The sequence below is a fragment of the Acinetobacter silvestris genome, from assembly GCF_002135235.1.
Lineage (GTDB): Bacteria > Pseudomonadota > Gammaproteobacteria > Pseudomonadales > Moraxellaceae > Acinetobacter > Acinetobacter silvestris.
Genome location: NZ_NEGB01000002.1, coordinates 23484 through 41734 on the forward strand (window position 1 = coordinate 23484; position 18251 = coordinate 41734).

Sequence of the window (18251 nt, forward strand, 5' to 3'; positions counted from 1 at the left end):
ATAAAGAGGTTTTTTAATAGCCTTACAACCCATTACATTAACGATGAGTATAAATAGACATGACTATCCCAAAAGCAGCCAATTGAGCAATGACCGCCGTCCCCCCATAACTCATCAAAGGTAACGGATCACCCGTTACTGGAAGTATGCCACTGACCATACCAGAATTCACAAAGACATAGAAAAATAGAGATAGTCCGATAGTACCTGCCAATAAACGCCCATAATTATGAAAACAATTTAAACTAATCATTAAGCATCGAAAGATAGTGGCCGCATACAAACAAAATAAGAAAAACACACCAACAAACCCAAACTCTTCAGCATACGTCGACATAATAAAATCAGTATGATGTTCAGGTAGATAACCAAGCTGAGATTGCGTTCCCCCTAAGAAACCCTTTCCTGTCATACCACCCGACCCAATGGCAATCTTAGACTGGATAATATTCCAACCCGCCCCCAAAGCGTCCGACTCCGGATCAAACAAAGTCAGAATTCGCTTCTTTTGATAAGCCTGCAAAACAAATGACCAAATTAGTGGAAAAGCCACAGCCAAAGCCGCGATCGCCCCAATAATTAACTTCCATGACATTCCACTCAAAAATAGTGCAAACACCCCACCAATCACAATACCAATGGCCAAATCTGGCTGAAGCAATGCCAAAACAAAAGGCACAAACATGATCAGCAAAGCCATAAGAATATGAATCAATTTCGGTGGTAATGAATGCCGCGAAAAATACCAAGCCATCATCAGTGGCATTGAAAATTTCATAAATTCACTGGGCTGCATACTTCCAATACCTGGTATTGTCAGCCAACGTTTTGCACCCAGTCGGGTATCCCCGACAAATAAAACCAATATCAGCAACAGAACTGCCAAAATATAAAAATAAGGGCTAATTGCCTGATACACCTTAGGCGGAATCTGCGCACAAATAAATAACAGTATAAAACCAACAGCAAAGCTAATCGCTTGTCGTAATACCATGGTGACATCTTGCGATGAAGCACTATAGACGATCATTAACCCTAAAATCGAATTTAGAATGAGAAAACATAACAGCCAAGGATCTAAATGTAATCGATCCCACCGCGAAGATTTTTCTTTAAAACTACGACCATCACGTAAAGAGCGGCGTAAAAAGCGGTACTGTTGCGCGGGTATCATCAATAAAATCTTTAAGCGTTCAAATTAGAAGTGGAATTATAAATTAAGAATGCTAAATGAGAAGATCTATCAAATGAAAAATTCAAACTTTTATCATTTATTTTAATTTAGCCTTGTGAACGGATAATTAACTTAGCCAATTCCAAATCATCCGAGTAGGTAATTTTAATATTATCAGAACGCCCTTGTACAACCTTAACAGTTTCCCCCACATACTCCAGTGCACTTGCCTCATCTGTAATAACAACATCATGCGCCAAAGCCTGCTCAATAGCAGTCCGAAGTGTTACCAAGGTTGAGATTTGCGGTGTTTGCGCTTGCCACAATTGTTCACGACTCACAGTTCGCTCAATAATAAAGTCTTTTTTCGCAAACTTTAAAGTATCCCGAACAGGGATAGCCAATATCGCACTACAGTTTTCTAAAATAGCCGCCTGAACCAAAATTTCCAAACTTTGCGCCGTTACACATGGACGTGCAGCATCATGCACAAAAACATAATCATCAGCACTGGCAATATTCGACAAATACTTCAAAGCATTGAGAACAGAATCAACCCTCTCCTCACCCCCAAAGCAAAAATGTGCTTTATCCTTATTTTTAAAATTCAGGGTTTCCGCAACATCATCTTGTTTACCAATCGCCAATACATAACCCGCCAATGGCAAAACATTTAAGCGCTGAATGGTATGCTCAAGCACCGTTTTATCTTGAATTATTTGATATTGTTTTAATTCAGTTTTAGAAAAACGACTACCTGAACCAGCTGCAGGAATAATTGCCCATAGCTTACGGGTGTTCAGGTGCAGGGGCTGTGTTAAGCTCATTGGTTCTTAAATCTACATTTGCATTAGGATCAACATAAATTTGTTTGTAATGGGTACTAATGGTACTCATTTGCACAAATGTTTCATGGGGCTTGATCAGACCGAGGTCTAAGCGCGCATGCTCTTCAATGGCTTCTGCTCCATTTTTCAGATCATACACTTCAGCAGCCAATATTCGATTACGTTCTTTTAATTCATTATTCACTTCAGTTTGTTGCTGAATTTGTTGAATTAAAGCTTGGTGAGGGACGTAGCCGCCCTCACCATACCAAAAGCGATATTGAAGTACCACGACAATAAGTATGGTCAGCACCAATATCACTTTACTTGAAGTTGTTTTAAATACTTCTAACATTTATTGATCATTCAACGATTAGTTTAAACCTTTGAATTCAGCTTTACCGCGATATGCTGCATGAGTCAACTCTTCAATACGAAGTAATTGGTTATATTTTGCAACACGATCAGAACGACACAATGAACCCGTCTTAATTTGACCCGCCGCAGTACCCACAGCAAGATCTGCAATCGTAGAATCTTCAGTTTCGCCTGAACGGTGTGAAATCACAGTCGAATAACCATTTGCTTTCGCAAGATAGATCGCATCTAGAGTTTCAGTCAACGTACCAATTTGGTTGTATTTGATTAAGATAGAGTTACCTACTTTCTCATTAATACCACGTTGTAAAATTTTAGGATTGGTTACAAATAAGTCATCACCAACCAACTGGATTTTATCACCTAGGATAGATGTCAAGTAAGACCAACCTTCCCAATCAGACTCATCTAAACCATCTTCAATTGAGATAATTGGATATTGATTTACAAGACCCGCTAAATAGTCAGAGAACTGGTTGCTTGTGAATGCTTTGTTGCCTTCACCTGCAAGGATGTATTGACCATTTTTGTAGAATTCTGAAGATGCACAGTCAAGCGCAAGCATAATGTCAGAACCAGCTTTGTAACCTGTTTGACCAATCGCTTCAAGAATAACAGTGATCGCTTCTTCATTCGAACGTAAGTTCGGTGCAAAACCACCTTCATCACCTACAGCAGTGTTTAAACCTTTTTTGTTTAAAACTGATTTTAAAGAATGGAAGATTTCAGCACCCGCACGTAACGCTTCAGAGAATGAAGTAAAGCCTACCGGCTCAATCATGAACTCTTGAATATCAACGTTATTATCTGCATGTGAACCACCATTGATGATGTTCATCATTGGTACAGGCATAGTCAAAATTGTTTGACCACGTAAGTCTGCGATATATTGAAACAAAGGAATTTTCTTTTCATCAGCAGCAGCACGTGCAGCAGCCAAAGAAACAGCTAAAGTTGCATTTGCACCTAGTTTTTCTTTATTTTCAGTACCATCAAGTGCAATCATTGTATTATCGATGTCTTTTTGCTCAAAGACAGACTTACCCACTAAAGCATCACGAATTAAGGTGTTTACATTGTTAACCGCAGTTTTAACACCTTTACCTAAGTAACGTGATTTATCACCGTCACGAAGTTCTAAAGCTTCACGAGAACCAGTTGAAGCACCAGATGGTGCACATGCACGGCCAACTACGCCAGATTCTAAGATTACGTCTGCTTCGATGGTTGGATTACCACGAGAGTCTAAAATTTCACGTGCACGAATGTCAACGATTTGACTCATGAACAATTCCTCAGTTGATTGAATAACTAGATGCCCTTAGAGCATCAATGAGTATCTAACTTTTTGAAACCTTTAACCAAGGTATCCAATTCTTTTAATTGCGCCAAGAAAGGCTCAAGCTGTGACATACGTAAAGCACATGGGCCATCGCACTTAGCTTTTTCAGGATCTGGATGTGCTTCCAAAAACAAGCCAGCCAAACCTGTCGCCATACCCGCACGTGCAAGTGTTGTGATTTGCGCACGACGACCACCCGCAGAATCAGCACGACCACCCGGGGTTTGTAACGCATGGGTCACATCAAAAAACACAGGTACATTCATTTCTTTCATGCTGTCAAAGCCAAGCATATCAACAACAAGATTGTTGTAACCAAAGGCTGAACCACGTTCACAAAGAATGAGTTTGTCGTTACCTGCTTCTAAGCACTTATTCAAAATATGACGCATTTCATGCGGTGCTAGAAATTGTGCTTTTTTGATGTTAATGATGGCATCCGTTTTTGCCATCGCTTCAACAAGGTCAGTCTGACGACTTAAAAAAGCAGGAAGCTGAATGATATCAGCAACTTCAGCAACTGGCGCAGCTTGGTACGGCTCATGTACATCAGTAATGATTGGCACATTAAAATGTTTTTTAATCTCTGCCAGCCACTCAAGACCTTTTTCTAAACCTGGGCCGCGAAATGAATGCAAGCTTGAACGATTAGCTTTATCAAAACTGGCTTTAAATACATAAGGAATATCTAGTCGCTTACAGATATCCACATAAGTTTCTGCGATTTCAAAAGCAAGGTCTTTAGACTCGAGTACGTTCATGCCGCCGAATAGTACAAATGGCAAATGATTTGCCATTTGTACATCGCCTAAACGTACAATTTCCTGTGGTTTTAATTGTGACATTTAAACTTCCTAGTTTATTTGCTCAAACCTTATTTGTCTTTTTGATGCTGAGTTTTCGCCGCATCAATGAATCCCGCAAACAATGGGTGTCCATCACGTGGAGAGCTGGTAAATTCTGGGTGGAATTGTACAGCAATAAACCAAGGATGATTAGGGATTTCTACAGTTTCTACAAGATGTTGTACCGCAGAATAACCAGAAATTTTCATACCCGCTGCTTCAATCGCAGGAATGAAACGATCATTCATTTCATAACGGTGACGATGACGTTCTGTAATCTCAGCTTTTGCATAGACTTCACGTGTTTTAGTACCTTCAACCAATTCTGATTTTTGTGCACCTAAACGCATGGTACCACCAAGGTCAGATTCAAGACTACGTTGTTGAACTTCGCCACGCTCATCTAACCACTCAGTAATTAAACCAATCAATGGATATTTAGTTGAACGATTAAATTCTGTAGAACTCGCTTCAGGCATACCTGCAACATGACGTGCATATTCAATGACAGCAAGCTGCATACCCAAACAGATTCCAAGGAATGGAACACCATTTTCACGGGCAAATTGAATTGCTTTCATTTTGCCTTCAGTACCACGTTCGCCGAAACCACCAGGCACAAGGATTGCATCAGCATCTTTTAATACTCCAGCGACATCTTGGCTTTCCAGTTCTTCCGCATTGACATAGTCAATTTGAACTTTAACGCGGTTTTGAATACCAGCATGCAATAATGCTTCATTTACAGATTTATATGCATCTGGAAGTTCCACATATTTACCTACCATTGCTACACGTACTGTGTATTCAGGATTCAGTAATGCTTCTACAACGTTATCCCAATCTGTTAAATCAGCTTCAGGAAGATCATAACCAAAACGTTCACAAATTAAATCATCAACATTTTGTTCATAGAACGTGCGTGGAATTTGGTAAATCGAACGCGCATCTTTACAAACGACAACCGCACGCGCCTCTACGTTAGTAAATAACGCGATTTTACGTCGAGTATCTGCATCAACATCATATTCTGTACGGCAAATCAAGATGTCTGGCTGAATACCAATCGATAATAATTCTTTTACAGAATGCTGAGTTGGCTTAGTTTTAAGCTCTGCGGCAGATTTAATATAAGGTAAAAGAGTTAAGTGCATAAGCATGGTACGTTTATGTCCAAGCTCAACCATGAGTTGACGTACAGCTTCCATGAATGGGAGAGATTCAATATCACCAACTGTTCCACCAATTTCAACGATGGCAACGTCATAGCCTTCGCCTGCGCGAAGAACACGTTCTTTAATATTATCCGTAATATGTGGAATAACTTGTACTGTACCACCAAGATAATCACCACGACGTTCATTATTTAAAACATCTTGGTAAACTCGACCTGAGGTAAAGTTATTCAATTTGGTCATTTTCGCACGACGTAAGAAACGTTCGTAATAACCCAAATCCAAATCAGTTTCAGCACCATCCTCTGTGACAAAAACCTCACCATGTTGGAACGGACTCATTGTTCCTGGATCTACATTAATGTATGGATCCATTTTTACCATGGTAACTTTTAATCCACGGGCTTCTAAAAGCGCAGCTACTGAAGCAGCTGAAATACCTTTACCTAGTGATGAAACTACACCACCAGTAACGAAAATAAAATGGGTCATTGGGTTTCTCGTACAATCGAGCCTAAATAGGCCTGCAATGTTGTGCAATTTTACTTTACTCTGTACCTAGAAAGCAAAGTCAATCCGCATCAATTCATAGAACAATAAACAATTGGCTATTCTATCAGCATTTCCAATAGAAATTTAGCTTATGTTGAGATGATTTTTATCTATGAATTTACTGTTATACTAAAGCTACCTCTTTGTTATGTTTTATTTTGAGCAATTATGAACAAGAAACTTTTAATTTGTGGCGCAATTGCTACAGCTTTATTGGTGACCGCATGTGTAAAAAAAGAAGCGCCGAAGGAAGAACAACAGGAACAAGCTGCTTCAACAGCGCAGCCACAACCTGCTCAATTTGAAAGCTTAGAAAGCACTGCAACTTCAAGTATTCCAGCGACTGTATCTGAATCATCTCATGTTGAAGTTGAACATCAAGAAAGTAACAATACATCAGCAACGATTCGTCGCGAAGCGCAAACTACTGATGTTTCGGCACAAATCGAACCAAGTCACGTAGAAGAGCAAAAACCTGCTGAGACTAAACCTGCTAAAGCAGAATCAGTAAAAACTGAAACTCAACAAGCCGCTACGCCTAAACCAAAACCAACTACTGCACAATCTGAAGATGATGCCGTTGCTGCTGCCATTGCTGCTGCAACACCTGCCTTGAAAAACTAATTTTTAGATTTTCAATATAAAAACCAGTCAAATGACTGGTTTTTATATATCTTAATATTGCTTTAGAAAATCTGCTATTAATCGTGAAGCCCACGATTTGCTCTGCATCCCCTCATAGAATCCACAATGACTACCTCGCTTGGTCGTCACAACCACAATATTTTGCATCTGTTGAATTAAAGGCTTATAGGGTTCTAAATTTTTGATTGAACATACCGGATCATCTTCAGCATTTAAAATCATCAGTGGAATTGTTATATTTTCAAAGACATAAACTGGATTCGTTTTTTGATTATAACTGGCATAATCCTGAAATCCTGCCATTTCAAAATATTCACACTGAAACTGTTGCAATGTTTTAGTCGTCAAAACATTCTTGACTGAACCAACACCCTGCCATGTGCTCTCATAAGGCTGAATAAATGCTTTAAACAGTTTTTGAGTCATGATCTTGGTATAAAAAGGATGTACATTATTAAAACCAATCTCTGTATTATATCCTGGGCTCATCGCAAATGAGGCTTTAAAAGGAGCCTGCTCACCCTCTTCACCTAAATATCTCACCAAAAGTCCAGTTCCCGCCGATGACCCCACTGCATATAAAGTAGAGTCAGGAAATTGATTTTGAATGTAAGTAATCTGCTCTCTTAAATCATCTGTAGAACCAAACAAAGATATTTTCGGCACAGGCATAGGCAAACCAGCATGACCACGGCGTAAACATAGTGCAATACGCCAACCTGTATGTTCATGTAAGTCTTTAACCAACTCACGCATACTTTCAGGTGTTCCCGTAATTGTATGCATAATCAGTATTGTCGGCGTATCTTTAGGTAAATTATAGCCATACCATGCGATTGCCGTAATACCACCATCCTGCATGTTTAATTGTTCAATCTGGTCATAGGCCAATTGAATCGTTTTTTTCTTAATCACATCAAAATAAAGCAAATGAATATGACTATTACTTAACCATGGTGTCGGCCGATATTTTTGTTTAAGCTGTGGTAGCTTATCAATCACATCTTTCAGCTGTCCTTGCTGATCAAAATAAAGTTTCGGGTTTTCTGCACCTGTTACGCGATCTAGAGCAGATTGCACCAATTGATGTACTTTATGAATAATGGACATTTTACACGCTCAAAACTTATACTCATGGACATAAGATTTTTTGATTATTTATAAACTTTTGAATCTTTGAAATATATTTCAAAGATTCAAATTTACTCACACCAGTCAAACTTCAAAAGCAAAAAAATTTACCTTTGACTCTACACTTATTTTAAGCATATTTAAAAAACTATAGGCTTAAAATCATTTCGGCATAAATGCAGCCATTCGTTGCCCCATTTGCTCTCCTAGTGCCTGTAAACCACTCAGTGAACGAATCATCACTTCAAACTCAACAATTTTACCTTGTTCGTTAAAGCGAATCATGTCAATGCCCTTTAATTGCTTATCACCCACATTGGCTGAAAATTCAAGTACTGCACTTTGCTGATCTTCTGTATAAAATTCACGGTGATAAGTAAAATTTTCAAAGACTTGAATGACGTTGCTCAGAATAAAAAATACGACTTGTTTTCCAGTATAAGGTTTAAATGCAACTGGAGAACGAAACACGACTTCATCTGCCAAAAGTTCATTCAAAATACTCATGTCTTGAGTTTTTAACATTTCATGCCAATGCTGAATCGCAACTTTCGTTTGTGGATAGCTCATGATATTTCCTTATTTTAATTTTTCATACTTATAAGAGTAAGTAGCTAAATTGAGTATCTAGCTACTCATGTTCTTCAAATTTATATTTTTGCTGCTAGTTCAGCACCTTGACGAATGGCACGTTTCGCATCCAACTCGCCTGCTTCTTTTGCACCACCAATTAAATGGACATTCTTTCCATCTGCTTGTAATTGATCAAACATAGCGGTATATGACTCTTGGCCTGCGCAAATAACAACATTATCCACATCGAGAATCATAGTTTTATCTGCAACAGTAATATGCAAACCTTGATCATCAATTTTGTCATAGCTAGCACCCGCAATCATATTGACATGACGATGTTTCAAACCCGTACGGTGAATCCAACCCGTGGTTTTCCCCAATCCACCACCTACTGATGAATTTTTACGTTGTAATAAATAAATTTCTCGTGGAGATTGCTCAACTTTCGGCTGTTTTAAACCACCTACATGCTCATAAGATGTATCAATACCCCATTCATCATAGAATTTTTCTGGATTTAGGCTACCGCTTTCACCTTCATGTGACAAAAATTCAGCCGTATCAAAACCAATACCCCCGGCTCCAATAATGGCAACTCTTTTACCAACAGGTTTACGTTCACGCAAAACCTCGATATAAGACAATACTTTTGGATGATCAATACCTTCTATATCCAACTGACGTGGTGTTACCCCCGTTGCAACCACAATTTCATCAAAATTAGCATCACTCAATTCTTCATAGCTTGCCGGATGATTCAATACCAATTTGATATTCGGCTGTAATTCAATTTGACGCTTGAAATAACGTAATGTTTCAGAGAACTCTTCTTTTCCTGGTACACCTTTTGCAATATTAAACTGACCACCAATTTGATTCGCAGCTTCATAAATTGTAATTTGATGTCCACGTTCTGCTGCGTAAGTTGCAAAACTTAAACCGGCAGGCCCCGCACCAATCAATGCAATATTTTTGGCAAGCGTTGCTTCTTTAAAAATAAGCTCTGTTTCATAACAAGCCCGTGGATTCACCAAACACGAGGCAATTTGCATACTAAAAATTTGATCTAAACACGCCTGATTACAACCAATACAGGTATTAATCTCATCGCTACGTCCTTGCTCAGCCTTCAAGACGAATTCTGCATCCGCCAACATTGGACGAGCCATTGAAACCATATCAGCATCACCTGATGCTAAAACATGTTCTGCCATTTCAGGAGTATTAATACGGTTTGAAGTCACCAATGGCACTTTGACTGTACCTTTTAATTTTTTAGTCACCCAAGTAAAAGCTGCACGCGGTACTTTTGTCGCAATAGTTGGAATACGGGCTTCATGCCAACCAATACCCGTGTTAATAATTGTAGCCCCAGCTTTTTCAATTTCTTGTGCTAAATGAACTACTTCTTCTAAAGTTGAACCACCATCAACCAAGTCCAACATTGAAAGACGATAGATGATAATGAAATTCTCACCAACTTCTGCACGCGTACGTTTTACAATTTCAATTGGTAAACGAATACGGTTTTCATAGCTACCACCCCATTCATCATCACGATGATTAGTCCGTGCCGCAATAAACTCATTGATCAGATAACCTTCTGACCCCATAATTTCCACGCCGTCATACCCAGCAATTTGTGACAATTTCGCACAATTCACAAAATCTGCAATTGTCTGCTGTACTTCAGCCGATGTTAATGCATGTGGTTTAGTCGGATTAATTGGTGCTTGAATTGCAGAGGGGGCAACATTTTCCATTTGATAAGAATAACGTCCCGTATGCAAAATCTGTAACGCAATTTTACCACCCGCATCATGAACGGCTTGGGTAATCACTTTATGCTTTTCAGCTTCTTCTAACGTATCTAACTTCGAACCACCCGCAAAGGTCACCCCATGATCATTTGGTGAAATACCACCTGTCACAATTAGCCCCACACCACCCGCTGCACGTTCTGCATAAAATGCAGCCATACGCTCAAAGCCACCCTGAACCTCTTCGAGCCCAACGTGCATCGACCCCATCAAGACACGATTTTTTAAAGTGGTAAAGCCTAAATCTAAAGGTGCTAGTAAATGTGGATAATGAGACATGTATACTCCTTGGCTTGCAGTGCGCTGGCTATTTTTATACTTTATGCAACTTGTTGCATAAATACTGAATTACTTTATAAGCGAGATTTGATTTTTATGCAACATGTTGCATAATGACTTTACATCCACTTTTTACTCAGAAAGATTATTCAATGTCCTTAGCCCATGTATTACTGACCAGTCTAATTGAAAAGCCAAGCACGGGTTTTGAATTAGCGCGTCGCTTTGATCGCTCTATGGGCTTCTTTTGGAATGCGACACATCAACAAATTTATCGCGAACTAAATGGCATGCTCAAACAAGGATGGATTTCAACCTTAGAAAATAAAAATGATACCAGCCGAAAGAAAACTTATTGCGTTGAACAACTTGGAAGAACTGAACTTGCCGACTGGATGTTAAAACAAAGTCCTCCAGCACAACTTCGTGAAGAACTGATGGTTCGCTTACGTGCCGAAGCGCAATTTGGTGGAAATACGGTTTTACCTGAACTGGAGCGCCATTTAGAACTACATCAACAAAAACTAGAAGTCTATCAACAAATTTTTGCAAAAGATTTTGAACATGCCGATAAAAATGATAGAACGCTATATATCCATAAAATGATTTTACAATTAGGTATCGATATGGAAATAGGGTGGATTGCATGGTTTAAAACCGTAATTCCACAACTCAAATTATTTGCACAACAAGCATAAAAATAGGAAAAAATCATGCCTTTTTATACAATGCCAGATGGTGAACAATTATTTGTCCGTGAAATTGGACAAGGTGAATCTGTATTAGTGCTCTCTGGCTTAGGTATGCAAAGTTGGCAATGGATTCCTTTTTTACTCCCCAATACCAAGAAATATAAATTTATTATTCCAGATTGGCGTGGTTTTGGCGGTTCTAAAAACTGCAAAATCCCTCAAGATTTAAATGCTATTCAAAATCATTGGCATGATATCGACTCACTCATTCAACAACTTCAATTAAATGACTTTATTCTCATTGGTTATTCCATGGGCGCTACGACTGCTATGCATGGGATGCAATATGGAAACCTAAAAAACCAATTAAAAGCCTATTTACATATCGACCAAACACCCAAAATCCCGAGTGATGAATCATGGCAATTTGGTTTGTTTGGCAGAAAACATCATCAATTTAAGCAACTATTAAATGATCTATCCATTTTTTTACATCAGCATAAGCATTTTAACCGCATTGAATATCTTCCCAATGAACTTCAAAATCAATTAATTGAAATATGGTCAAATTTTATTAAAATTCAAAAAAGTAATAAAATTACCCCGCTGCTAATCAACTTAGCCCTTAAACTGCCTCAACTACAGAAGCACCTGTTACCAATCCAAAGAATGGATTATATGACTTGGTATATTGATAACTATTTAAATCATAATGAAGATTATCGTGCAGCAATTGCGACATTAAACTGCCCCACTACATTTTTTATCGGTGAAAAATCAAGTTTATATCCAGCCAATGGTCAAAAAATTATTGCTGAAAGCTTGAAAAATGCCAGCAGTATTCTATTTAAACGTTCGGGCCATACCCCACTAATTACTGAACCTGTGAAGTTTGGACGTGAAATTCATCACTTCCTTAAACAAATCATCTAGACTTAAATAACTAATATTTAAATAAGTTTATTTTTAAAAACTTTAGGACGATTTTTTTAATATCGTCCTTTCAAAAATTTTGACCACATCAGTCTTTTTAACATGCATAACAACTTTCCAATTTATCCGTAGCTTAGCCGTAGTTTTTAATTAGAATATTTTATAGTTAAATATCCTAAAAATTTCTCATATTTCCCTCTTCAACTCAAGATCCAATCCGTTGCTTTTTAAGCATAATTCACCCCTTAAATTGTTTATTTATTGTGCTTTTCAACACACTTTATAACAAGCCGCTCTACACTCATAAGTCAATGTTCTTCTTTCTATTTTAATAAACACAAAAGACAAGGACTTCTCATGAATGAAACCCATACCTATCAGCCACATGAAAAACGTAATCGTGTCATGGCTATCGTTGGCGCAGCATCGGGGAATTTAGTTGAATGGTTTGATTTCTATATTTACGCCTCCTTTGCCATTTATTTTCAACATGCATTAACAGCACCAGATATGAGTGAGTCTGCCAAAGCCATTTATGTCTGGGGTGTATTTGCTGCCAGTTTTTTCATGCGTCCTATTGGGAGTTGGCTCTTTGGCTGGGTTGGTGATAAGTATGGTCGAAAAAGATCCATGATTATTTCCATTGCATTAATGGCTTTTAGCTCCTTCTTATTTGCAGCACTTCCCACCTATGAACAAGCGGGAATGCTGGCACCATTTTTACTTTTAGCAGTGCGTCTGTTACAGGGTCTATCTGTAGGCGGTGAGTATGGAACCGTCGCGACCTATATGAGCGAAGTTGCACTTAAAGGACAACGTGGTTTTTATTCATCCTTCCAATATGTAACTTTGGCTGGTGGACAATTACTAGCAAGTGCTTTGGGCGTCCTCATGCTTGCACTTATGTCAAAAGAACAACTTATGAATGGTGGTTGGCGTATCCCATTTGTTATTGGTGGTGTAGTTGCAATCCTTTCATTTTATGTACGTCGTCATTTAAAAGAAACTCTGTCTGCCGATGATAGTAAAAATGAGGAATCTGGTAGTTTAAAAGCATTATTTAAAAATCACTGGAAAACCTTTTTACTCGTTGTCGGCTATACCTCAGCAGGCTCTTTAACCTTTTATATGCTCACAGTATATGCAAAAACATATATCACCAATTTAGGTTTTGGAGATCGAGTTTCAGGTTATATGATGACTATAGCACTCTTTGTTTTCATGTGTGCTCAACCTCTTTTTGGTATGTTATCTGACAGAATTGGGCGTCGTGCCTCAATGATGTGGTTCAGCGCAAGTAGTGCAATCTTTGTTTATCCAGTCATGGTTATTGCAATGCATTATTTTAGTTATTCAGCAGTCATCGTGACCTTATTACTCATCTTTTTAATGATGCTACTCAGTTTCTATACATCTATTAGTGGATTAGTCAAAGCTGAAATGTTCCCACCACATATTCGAGCCTTGGGTGTAGGTTTTGCCTATGCGGTCGGTAATGCTATTTTCGGTGGTTCTGCCCCAGCGGTAGCGTTACAATTTAAAAGTATGGGGCATGAAAACACCTTCTTTATTTATGTCATTATCATGCTAGTTATCTGTTTCTTCTGTAGTATGCAATTACCGAAACAACCCAAATATTTGCACCATGATCACTAATTTAAAGCTAATGAAGAGGTTTTCTGTACCCTTCATTTTGAGTTTAAGAATCAAAAACTCCTAGTTTGATAATTATTTAAAAACAATAAAACCATCATTCTTAGAATGATAAAGATCAATATAAAATTCAGTGGACTTTACATTACCTCAGAATAAAAAAACGGCTAAAATGTTAGCCGTTTTTTTATTTGCTCAATTAAAATATCAGAGATTTCAACTTTAACCGAGAAAGCATCTTAGCCAGCTTTAGCGATATGAACTTCATCGTAGTTTTGCCCAGCAATCTCAGAAATCATATTTTCAAAAGAGAAAATTTTATCTAATTGCTCACGCGTTAATAAACCTTGCTCTAATACAACTTCTTGAATCGTTTTATTTTCAGCAATACATTGTTTACCAATTTCGTCACACTTTGAATGACCCAAAATTGGATCCAATAAAGTAATGATTCCAACACTACGCATCACTGCATCGAAACATGTTTTTTCATTGGCTTCGATACCCTGAATACATTTCTCATTGAGTGTTTTAATTGCATTAACGAGCAAATCAAGTGATTCATTTAAAGAAACAGCAATAACAGGTTCCATTACATTTAACTGTAACTGCCCAGCTTCTGCTGCAAATGTAATCGTCAAATCGTTACCAATTACTTTAAATGCAACTTGGTTAACAACTTCTGGAATTACTGGATTAACTTTAGCTGGCATGATTGATGAGCCTGCCTGCATTTCAGGTAAGCGAATTTCCCATAAACCAGTTCTTGGTCCTGAACTTAATAAACGTAAGTCATTACAAATTTTTGAAAGTTTTACAGCTAAACGTTTTAATGTGCTTGATAAAATAATAAACACACCACAATCACTTGTAGCTTCAACGTAATCTTCTGCACCACGTAATTGCAGACCTGTAATTTCATTTAAATATTCATTTACTTTTACAGCATAACCATGCGGTGTATTTACACCAGTACCAATTGCTGTGGCACCTAAGTTAATTTCTAATAATAACTCACGCGTTTTTTTAATAAGTCGTAGATCTTCATTTAATAATGTTGCAAAAGCATGGAATTCTTGCCCAAGCGTCATCGGCACTGCATCTTGTAGTTGCGTACGTCCCATTTTCAAGACATGTTGAAATTCACTTGCTTTCAATTTAAGTGAAACAATTAAATTATTCATTTGCACGAACAAAGCATCAAAAGAATAATAGGAAGCCAAACGAAGCGCTGTTGGATAAACATCATTGGTTGATTGTGATTTATTCACATGATCATTTGGATGAATAATATCGTAACGGCCCTTTTCATAACCTAATGATTCGAGTGCAATATTCGCAATCACTTCATTACTATTCATATTAATTGAAGTACCAGCACCACCCTGAAAAACATCAGATGGGAATGAATAGCTCCATTTCTCTGGATGCTGAATTAATTGATCACAAGCAGCTTGAATAGCTTTACTTGCTGTCTCATCTAATTTACCAAAATTAAAATTAGCTTGCGCGGATGCTTTTTTAACCTGAGCCAATGCTTTAATAAAGTTGACTTGCTCACCGACAGTATGCGTTGATATTTTAAAATTATCTAATGCTCTAAGTGTATGAATACCATAATAGCTATTTGCAGGCACTTCACGTGCACCCAATAAATCTTTCTCTATTCTAGTTTGCTCAGATTGAACCGTTTCCACTGCCATTACTCGCAAAGATGCACTGTTTTCGTGCGATAGCACATACTATACTTTATATTTGTAGTATAAGTTAAGAATCATAGCACTTTTGTAGTGCATTCTTATGCATATTTGAATAAATTATATTCATTGTAAAACCATGTAAATAGCATAAATTACTGCTTCTTTTAATTTTTCCATCTATTGTGGTCTTCATATTAAATTAAAAAATATGTTAATCATCACTTAAATTGAATAAACGCTATAGCCTCATTTATAAATTTATCTAAAGCTGAATTTCCTATATAATTCTTCGATTGTAACTATTTGTACAAAATGACACAGAAGTTGTGATTAATCACCTTATAACAATTACAGCTTCTTTTTTAGCTTTTATGTTTGAATCTGTCCGTTAATTCACCACACATAAAAATAATGCTTGGGCGAATTTATCCCAATGGACAAAAGGATTTTCTATGGACAACCTCAACCCCACAGTCATTACATTTATATTTTATATTATTGTGATGGTATGCATTGGTCTATATGCATATAAAAAGACCACTGACTTTTCAGATTATATTCTCGGTGGACGCAGTTTAGGTAGTTTTGTCACTGCATTATCGGCTGGAGCATCAGACATGAGTGGCTGGCTACTCATGGGACTTCCAGGGGCTATTTTCCTTACTGGCTTATCTGAGTCTTGGATTGCCATTGGTTTGATTATTGGTGCATGGTTAAACTGGTATTTAGTTGCAGGACGTCTGCGCGTACATACTGAAATTCAAAATAATGCCCTCACCTTGCCTGATTATTTCACTGGGCGTTTTGGTGATAAGAAAAAAGTATTACGTATTATTTCTGCTTTGATCATTTTAACCTTTTTCGCAATTTATTGTGCTTCAGGTATGGTTGCAGGTGCACGTCTATTCGAAAGTATTTTTGGATTATCCTATACCACCGCACTTTGGGTCAGTGCCATCGCCACGATTAGTTATGTCTGTATCGGTGGATTCCTCGCGATCAGTTGGACGGATACGTTCCAAGCTGGCCTCATGATTTTTGCACTTCTCCTTGCACCCATCATGACTTATCTTAGTTTGGGTGATACTCAGTCTGTGATACAACTAATTGACACTGCACGTCCACATGCTTCCAATATGTTTACTGGTGTTAGTGTTATCGCTATTATTTCATCGATGGCATGGGGCTTAGGCTATTTTGGACAACCACATATCTTAATCCGTTTTATGGCAGCAGATTCGGTACGTTCTATTCCTAACGCACGTCGTATTGGTATGACTTGGATGATTTTATGTCTAGGTGGTGCTGTTGCGGTTGGTTACATTGGAATCGCTTACTTCCAAACTCATCCAGAATTAGCTGTAAATGTTACTAAAAATCCCGAAACTGTCTTTATGGAACTTACTAAACTTCTGTTTAATCCTTGGATTGCAGGTGTTGTACTCGCGGCAATTCTAGCAGCAGTCATGAGTACCTTAAGCTGCCAACTTTTAGTTTGCTCTAGCACACTGACAGAAGATTTATACAAAGTATTTATTCGTAAAAATGCCTCACAAACTGAATTGGTTTGGGTTGGACGCATGATGGTACTGGCGATTGCAGTACTGGCAATCTTTATTGCAATGAATCCAAACAGTAAAGTTTTAGGCCTAGTGGCTTATGCATGGGCGGGTTTTGGTGCTGCATTTGGTCCATTAATCATTTTGTCACTGTTCTGGAAACGTATGACATTAAATGGTGCTTTGGTCGGAATGATCGTCGGTGCTTTAACCGTGATTATCTGGAAAAACACTATGGCCGCAGTAGGTCTTTATGAGATTGTTCCCGGTTTCATCTTATCTTTCATCAGTATCGTGGTGGTGAGTTTATTGGATAAAACTCCTAGCCAAGAAGTGGTTGAGCGGTTTGAAAAATCAGAACAAATCTATGATCATGAAATGAAAAACTTGTAATTTTAATCATTGAATAAAGGGGCTGCGTGCCCCTTTATTCATGCCTTATTTTTATAATTTCAATCTAATTAAAATCAATCATCACTTTATTCGTGTCGGTAAATTTAAGCGACCACTGTCTTTGATCACCTCCATAACTGGATAACTACGCGTTTCTTTTACCCCTGGCAATTGCCATAAAATTTGACCTGAAATACGACGAAACTCTTCCATGTTAGCGCAACGTATTTTCACTAAAAAATCAAATCCTCCACTAATCATATGACAGGCCATAATCTCAGGATATTGCACCACTGCATCAGAAAATGAATCCAAAACATTGGGGGTGGTTTTATCTAACAATATTTCTACAAATACAACAAAATTTGAATTCAATAGCTCTGGGTTAAGTTTTGCTTCATAACCTAAAATATAACCATCATTACTCAACTTTTGCACACGTGCTAAAGCCGCTGTTGCGGATAAATTCACTTCTTCCGCTAACTTTACATTCGAAATTTTCCCGTCTTTTTGCAGAATATCCAAAATCTTTATATCGATACGATCAAGGGTTGAAATTTGAGTCGGCATGCGAATT

Annotated in this window: 16 protein-coding genes; 5 read left to right on the forward strand and 11 right to left on the reverse strand. The window is 37.9% G+C overall.

The window, feature by feature from the left end; all coding sequences use genetic code 11:
• Window positions 1-37: 37 nt before the first annotated feature.
• The 6 genes from rodA to pyrG form a co-directional block, all read right to left on the reverse strand.
• Window positions 38-1174 (reverse strand): rod shape-determining protein RodA, encoded by a 1137-nt coding sequence (gene rodA, locus B9T28_RS03580; protein ID WP_086202597.1) that lies wholly within the window; start codon window positions 1172-1174, stop codon window positions 38-40.
• A gap of 107 nt (window positions 1175-1281) precedes the next feature.
• Entirely contained in the window at window positions 1282-2001 is a 720-nt protein-coding gene (gene ispD, locus B9T28_RS03585) for a 2-C-methyl-D-erythritol 4-phosphate cytidylyltransferase (RefSeq protein ID WP_086202598.1), read from the reverse strand.
• Window positions 1964-2356, reverse strand: coding sequence for a cell division protein FtsB (ftsB, locus tag B9T28_RS03590; protein WP_086202599.1), 393 nt, complete (start codon window positions 2354-2356; stop codon window positions 1964-1966). The genes ispD and ftsB overlap by 38 nt, the downstream gene beginning before the upstream one ends.
• Before the next feature lie 18 nt (window positions 2357-2374).
• A complete protein-coding gene (gene eno / locus B9T28_RS03595) occupies window positions 2375-3664 on the reverse strand; it encodes a phosphopyruvate hydratase (protein ID WP_086202600.1) in 1290 nt (429 codons plus the stop codon).
• Window positions 3665-3708: 44 nt separating this feature from the next.
• Complete coding sequence (gene kdsA / locus B9T28_RS03600; RefSeq protein ID WP_086202601.1) at window positions 3709-4566, reverse strand: 3-deoxy-8-phosphooctulonate synthase; 858 nt, start codon at window positions 4564-4566, stop codon at window positions 3709-3711.
• Window positions 4567-4595: 29 nt separating this feature from the next.
• Window positions 4596-6233, reverse strand: a complete 1638-nt coding sequence (pyrG, locus tag B9T28_RS03605) for a CTP synthase (RefSeq protein ID WP_086202602.1) — start codon at window positions 6231-6233, stop codon at window positions 4596-4598.
• Window positions 6234-6461: 228 nt separating this feature from the next.
• On the opposite strand from pyrG, the gene B9T28_RS03610 reads away from it, so the two are divergent.
• Window positions 6462-6917: an internalin gene (locus tag B9T28_RS03610; RefSeq protein WP_086202603.1), complete on the forward strand. Its 456-nt coding sequence runs from the start codon at window positions 6462-6464 to the stop codon at window positions 6915-6917.
• A gap of 51 nt (window positions 6918-6968) precedes the next feature.
• Here the strand turns inward: B9T28_RS03610 and B9T28_RS03615 are convergent, their stop codons facing one another.
• The 3 genes from B9T28_RS03615 to B9T28_RS03625 all read right to left on the reverse strand — a co-directional run bounded on the left by B9T28_RS03615 (window position 6969) and on the right by B9T28_RS03625 (window position 10744).
• A complete protein-coding gene (locus B9T28_RS03615; RefSeq protein ID WP_086202604.1) occupies window positions 6969-8048 on the reverse strand; it encodes a YheT family hydrolase in 1080 nt (359 codons plus the stop codon).
• A 183-nt stretch (window positions 8049-8231) separates the two neighbouring features.
• Complete coding sequence (locus B9T28_RS03620) at window positions 8232-8639, reverse strand: nuclear transport factor 2 family protein (RefSeq protein WP_086202605.1); 408 nt, start codon at window positions 8637-8639, stop codon at window positions 8232-8234.
• A gap of 80 nt (window positions 8640-8719) precedes the next feature.
• Window positions 8720-10744 carry an NADPH-dependent 2,4-dienoyl-CoA reductase gene (locus B9T28_RS03625; RefSeq protein ID WP_086202606.1) on the reverse strand — a complete coding sequence of 675 codons (2025 nt, stop codon included), beginning with the start codon at window positions 10742-10744 and terminating at the stop codon, window positions 8720-8722.
• Between the two features lie 152 nt (window positions 10745-10896).
• Between B9T28_RS03625 and B9T28_RS03630 the strand changes: the two genes are divergently transcribed.
• The 3 genes from B9T28_RS03630 (at window position 10897) to B9T28_RS03640 (ending at window position 14025) form a co-directional block, all read left to right on the forward strand.
• Complete coding sequence (locus tag B9T28_RS03630; RefSeq protein WP_086202607.1) at window positions 10897-11442, forward strand: PadR family transcriptional regulator; 546 nt, start codon at window positions 10897-10899, stop codon at window positions 11440-11442.
• 15 nt (window positions 11443-11457) lie between these two features.
• The gene (locus tag B9T28_RS03635) at window positions 11458-12369 is read left to right on the forward strand and encodes an alpha/beta fold hydrolase (RefSeq protein WP_086202608.1); all 912 of its coding nucleotides are present in this window, start codon (window positions 11458-11460) and stop codon (window positions 12367-12369) included.
• 357 nt (window positions 12370-12726) lie between these two features.
• Window positions 12727-14025 (forward strand): MFS transporter, encoded by a 1299-nt coding sequence (locus tag B9T28_RS03640; RefSeq protein WP_086202609.1) that lies wholly within the window; start codon window positions 12727-12729, stop codon window positions 14023-14025.
• A 236-nt stretch (window positions 14026-14261) separates the two neighbouring features.
• Here the strand turns inward: B9T28_RS03640 and aspA are convergent, their stop codons facing one another.
• Window positions 14262-15719: an aspartate ammonia-lyase gene (gene aspA / locus B9T28_RS03645; protein ID WP_086203030.1), complete on the reverse strand. Its 1458-nt coding sequence runs from the start codon at window positions 15717-15719 to the stop codon at window positions 14262-14264.
• Between the two features lie 455 nt (window positions 15720-16174).
• Between aspA and putP the strand changes: the two genes are divergently transcribed.
• Window positions 16175-17674: a sodium/proline symporter PutP gene (gene putP / locus B9T28_RS03650; protein ID WP_086202610.1), complete on the forward strand. Its 1500-nt coding sequence runs from the start codon at window positions 16175-16177 to the stop codon at window positions 17672-17674.
• Window positions 17675-17755: 81 nt separating this feature from the next.
• Here putP and B9T28_RS03655 read toward each other — a convergent pair whose 3' ends face one another.
• Entirely contained in the window at window positions 17756-18244 is a 489-nt protein-coding gene (locus tag B9T28_RS03655) for an Lrp/AsnC ligand binding domain-containing protein (RefSeq protein ID WP_086202611.1), read from the reverse strand.
• Window positions 18245-18251: the final 7 nt, after the last annotated feature.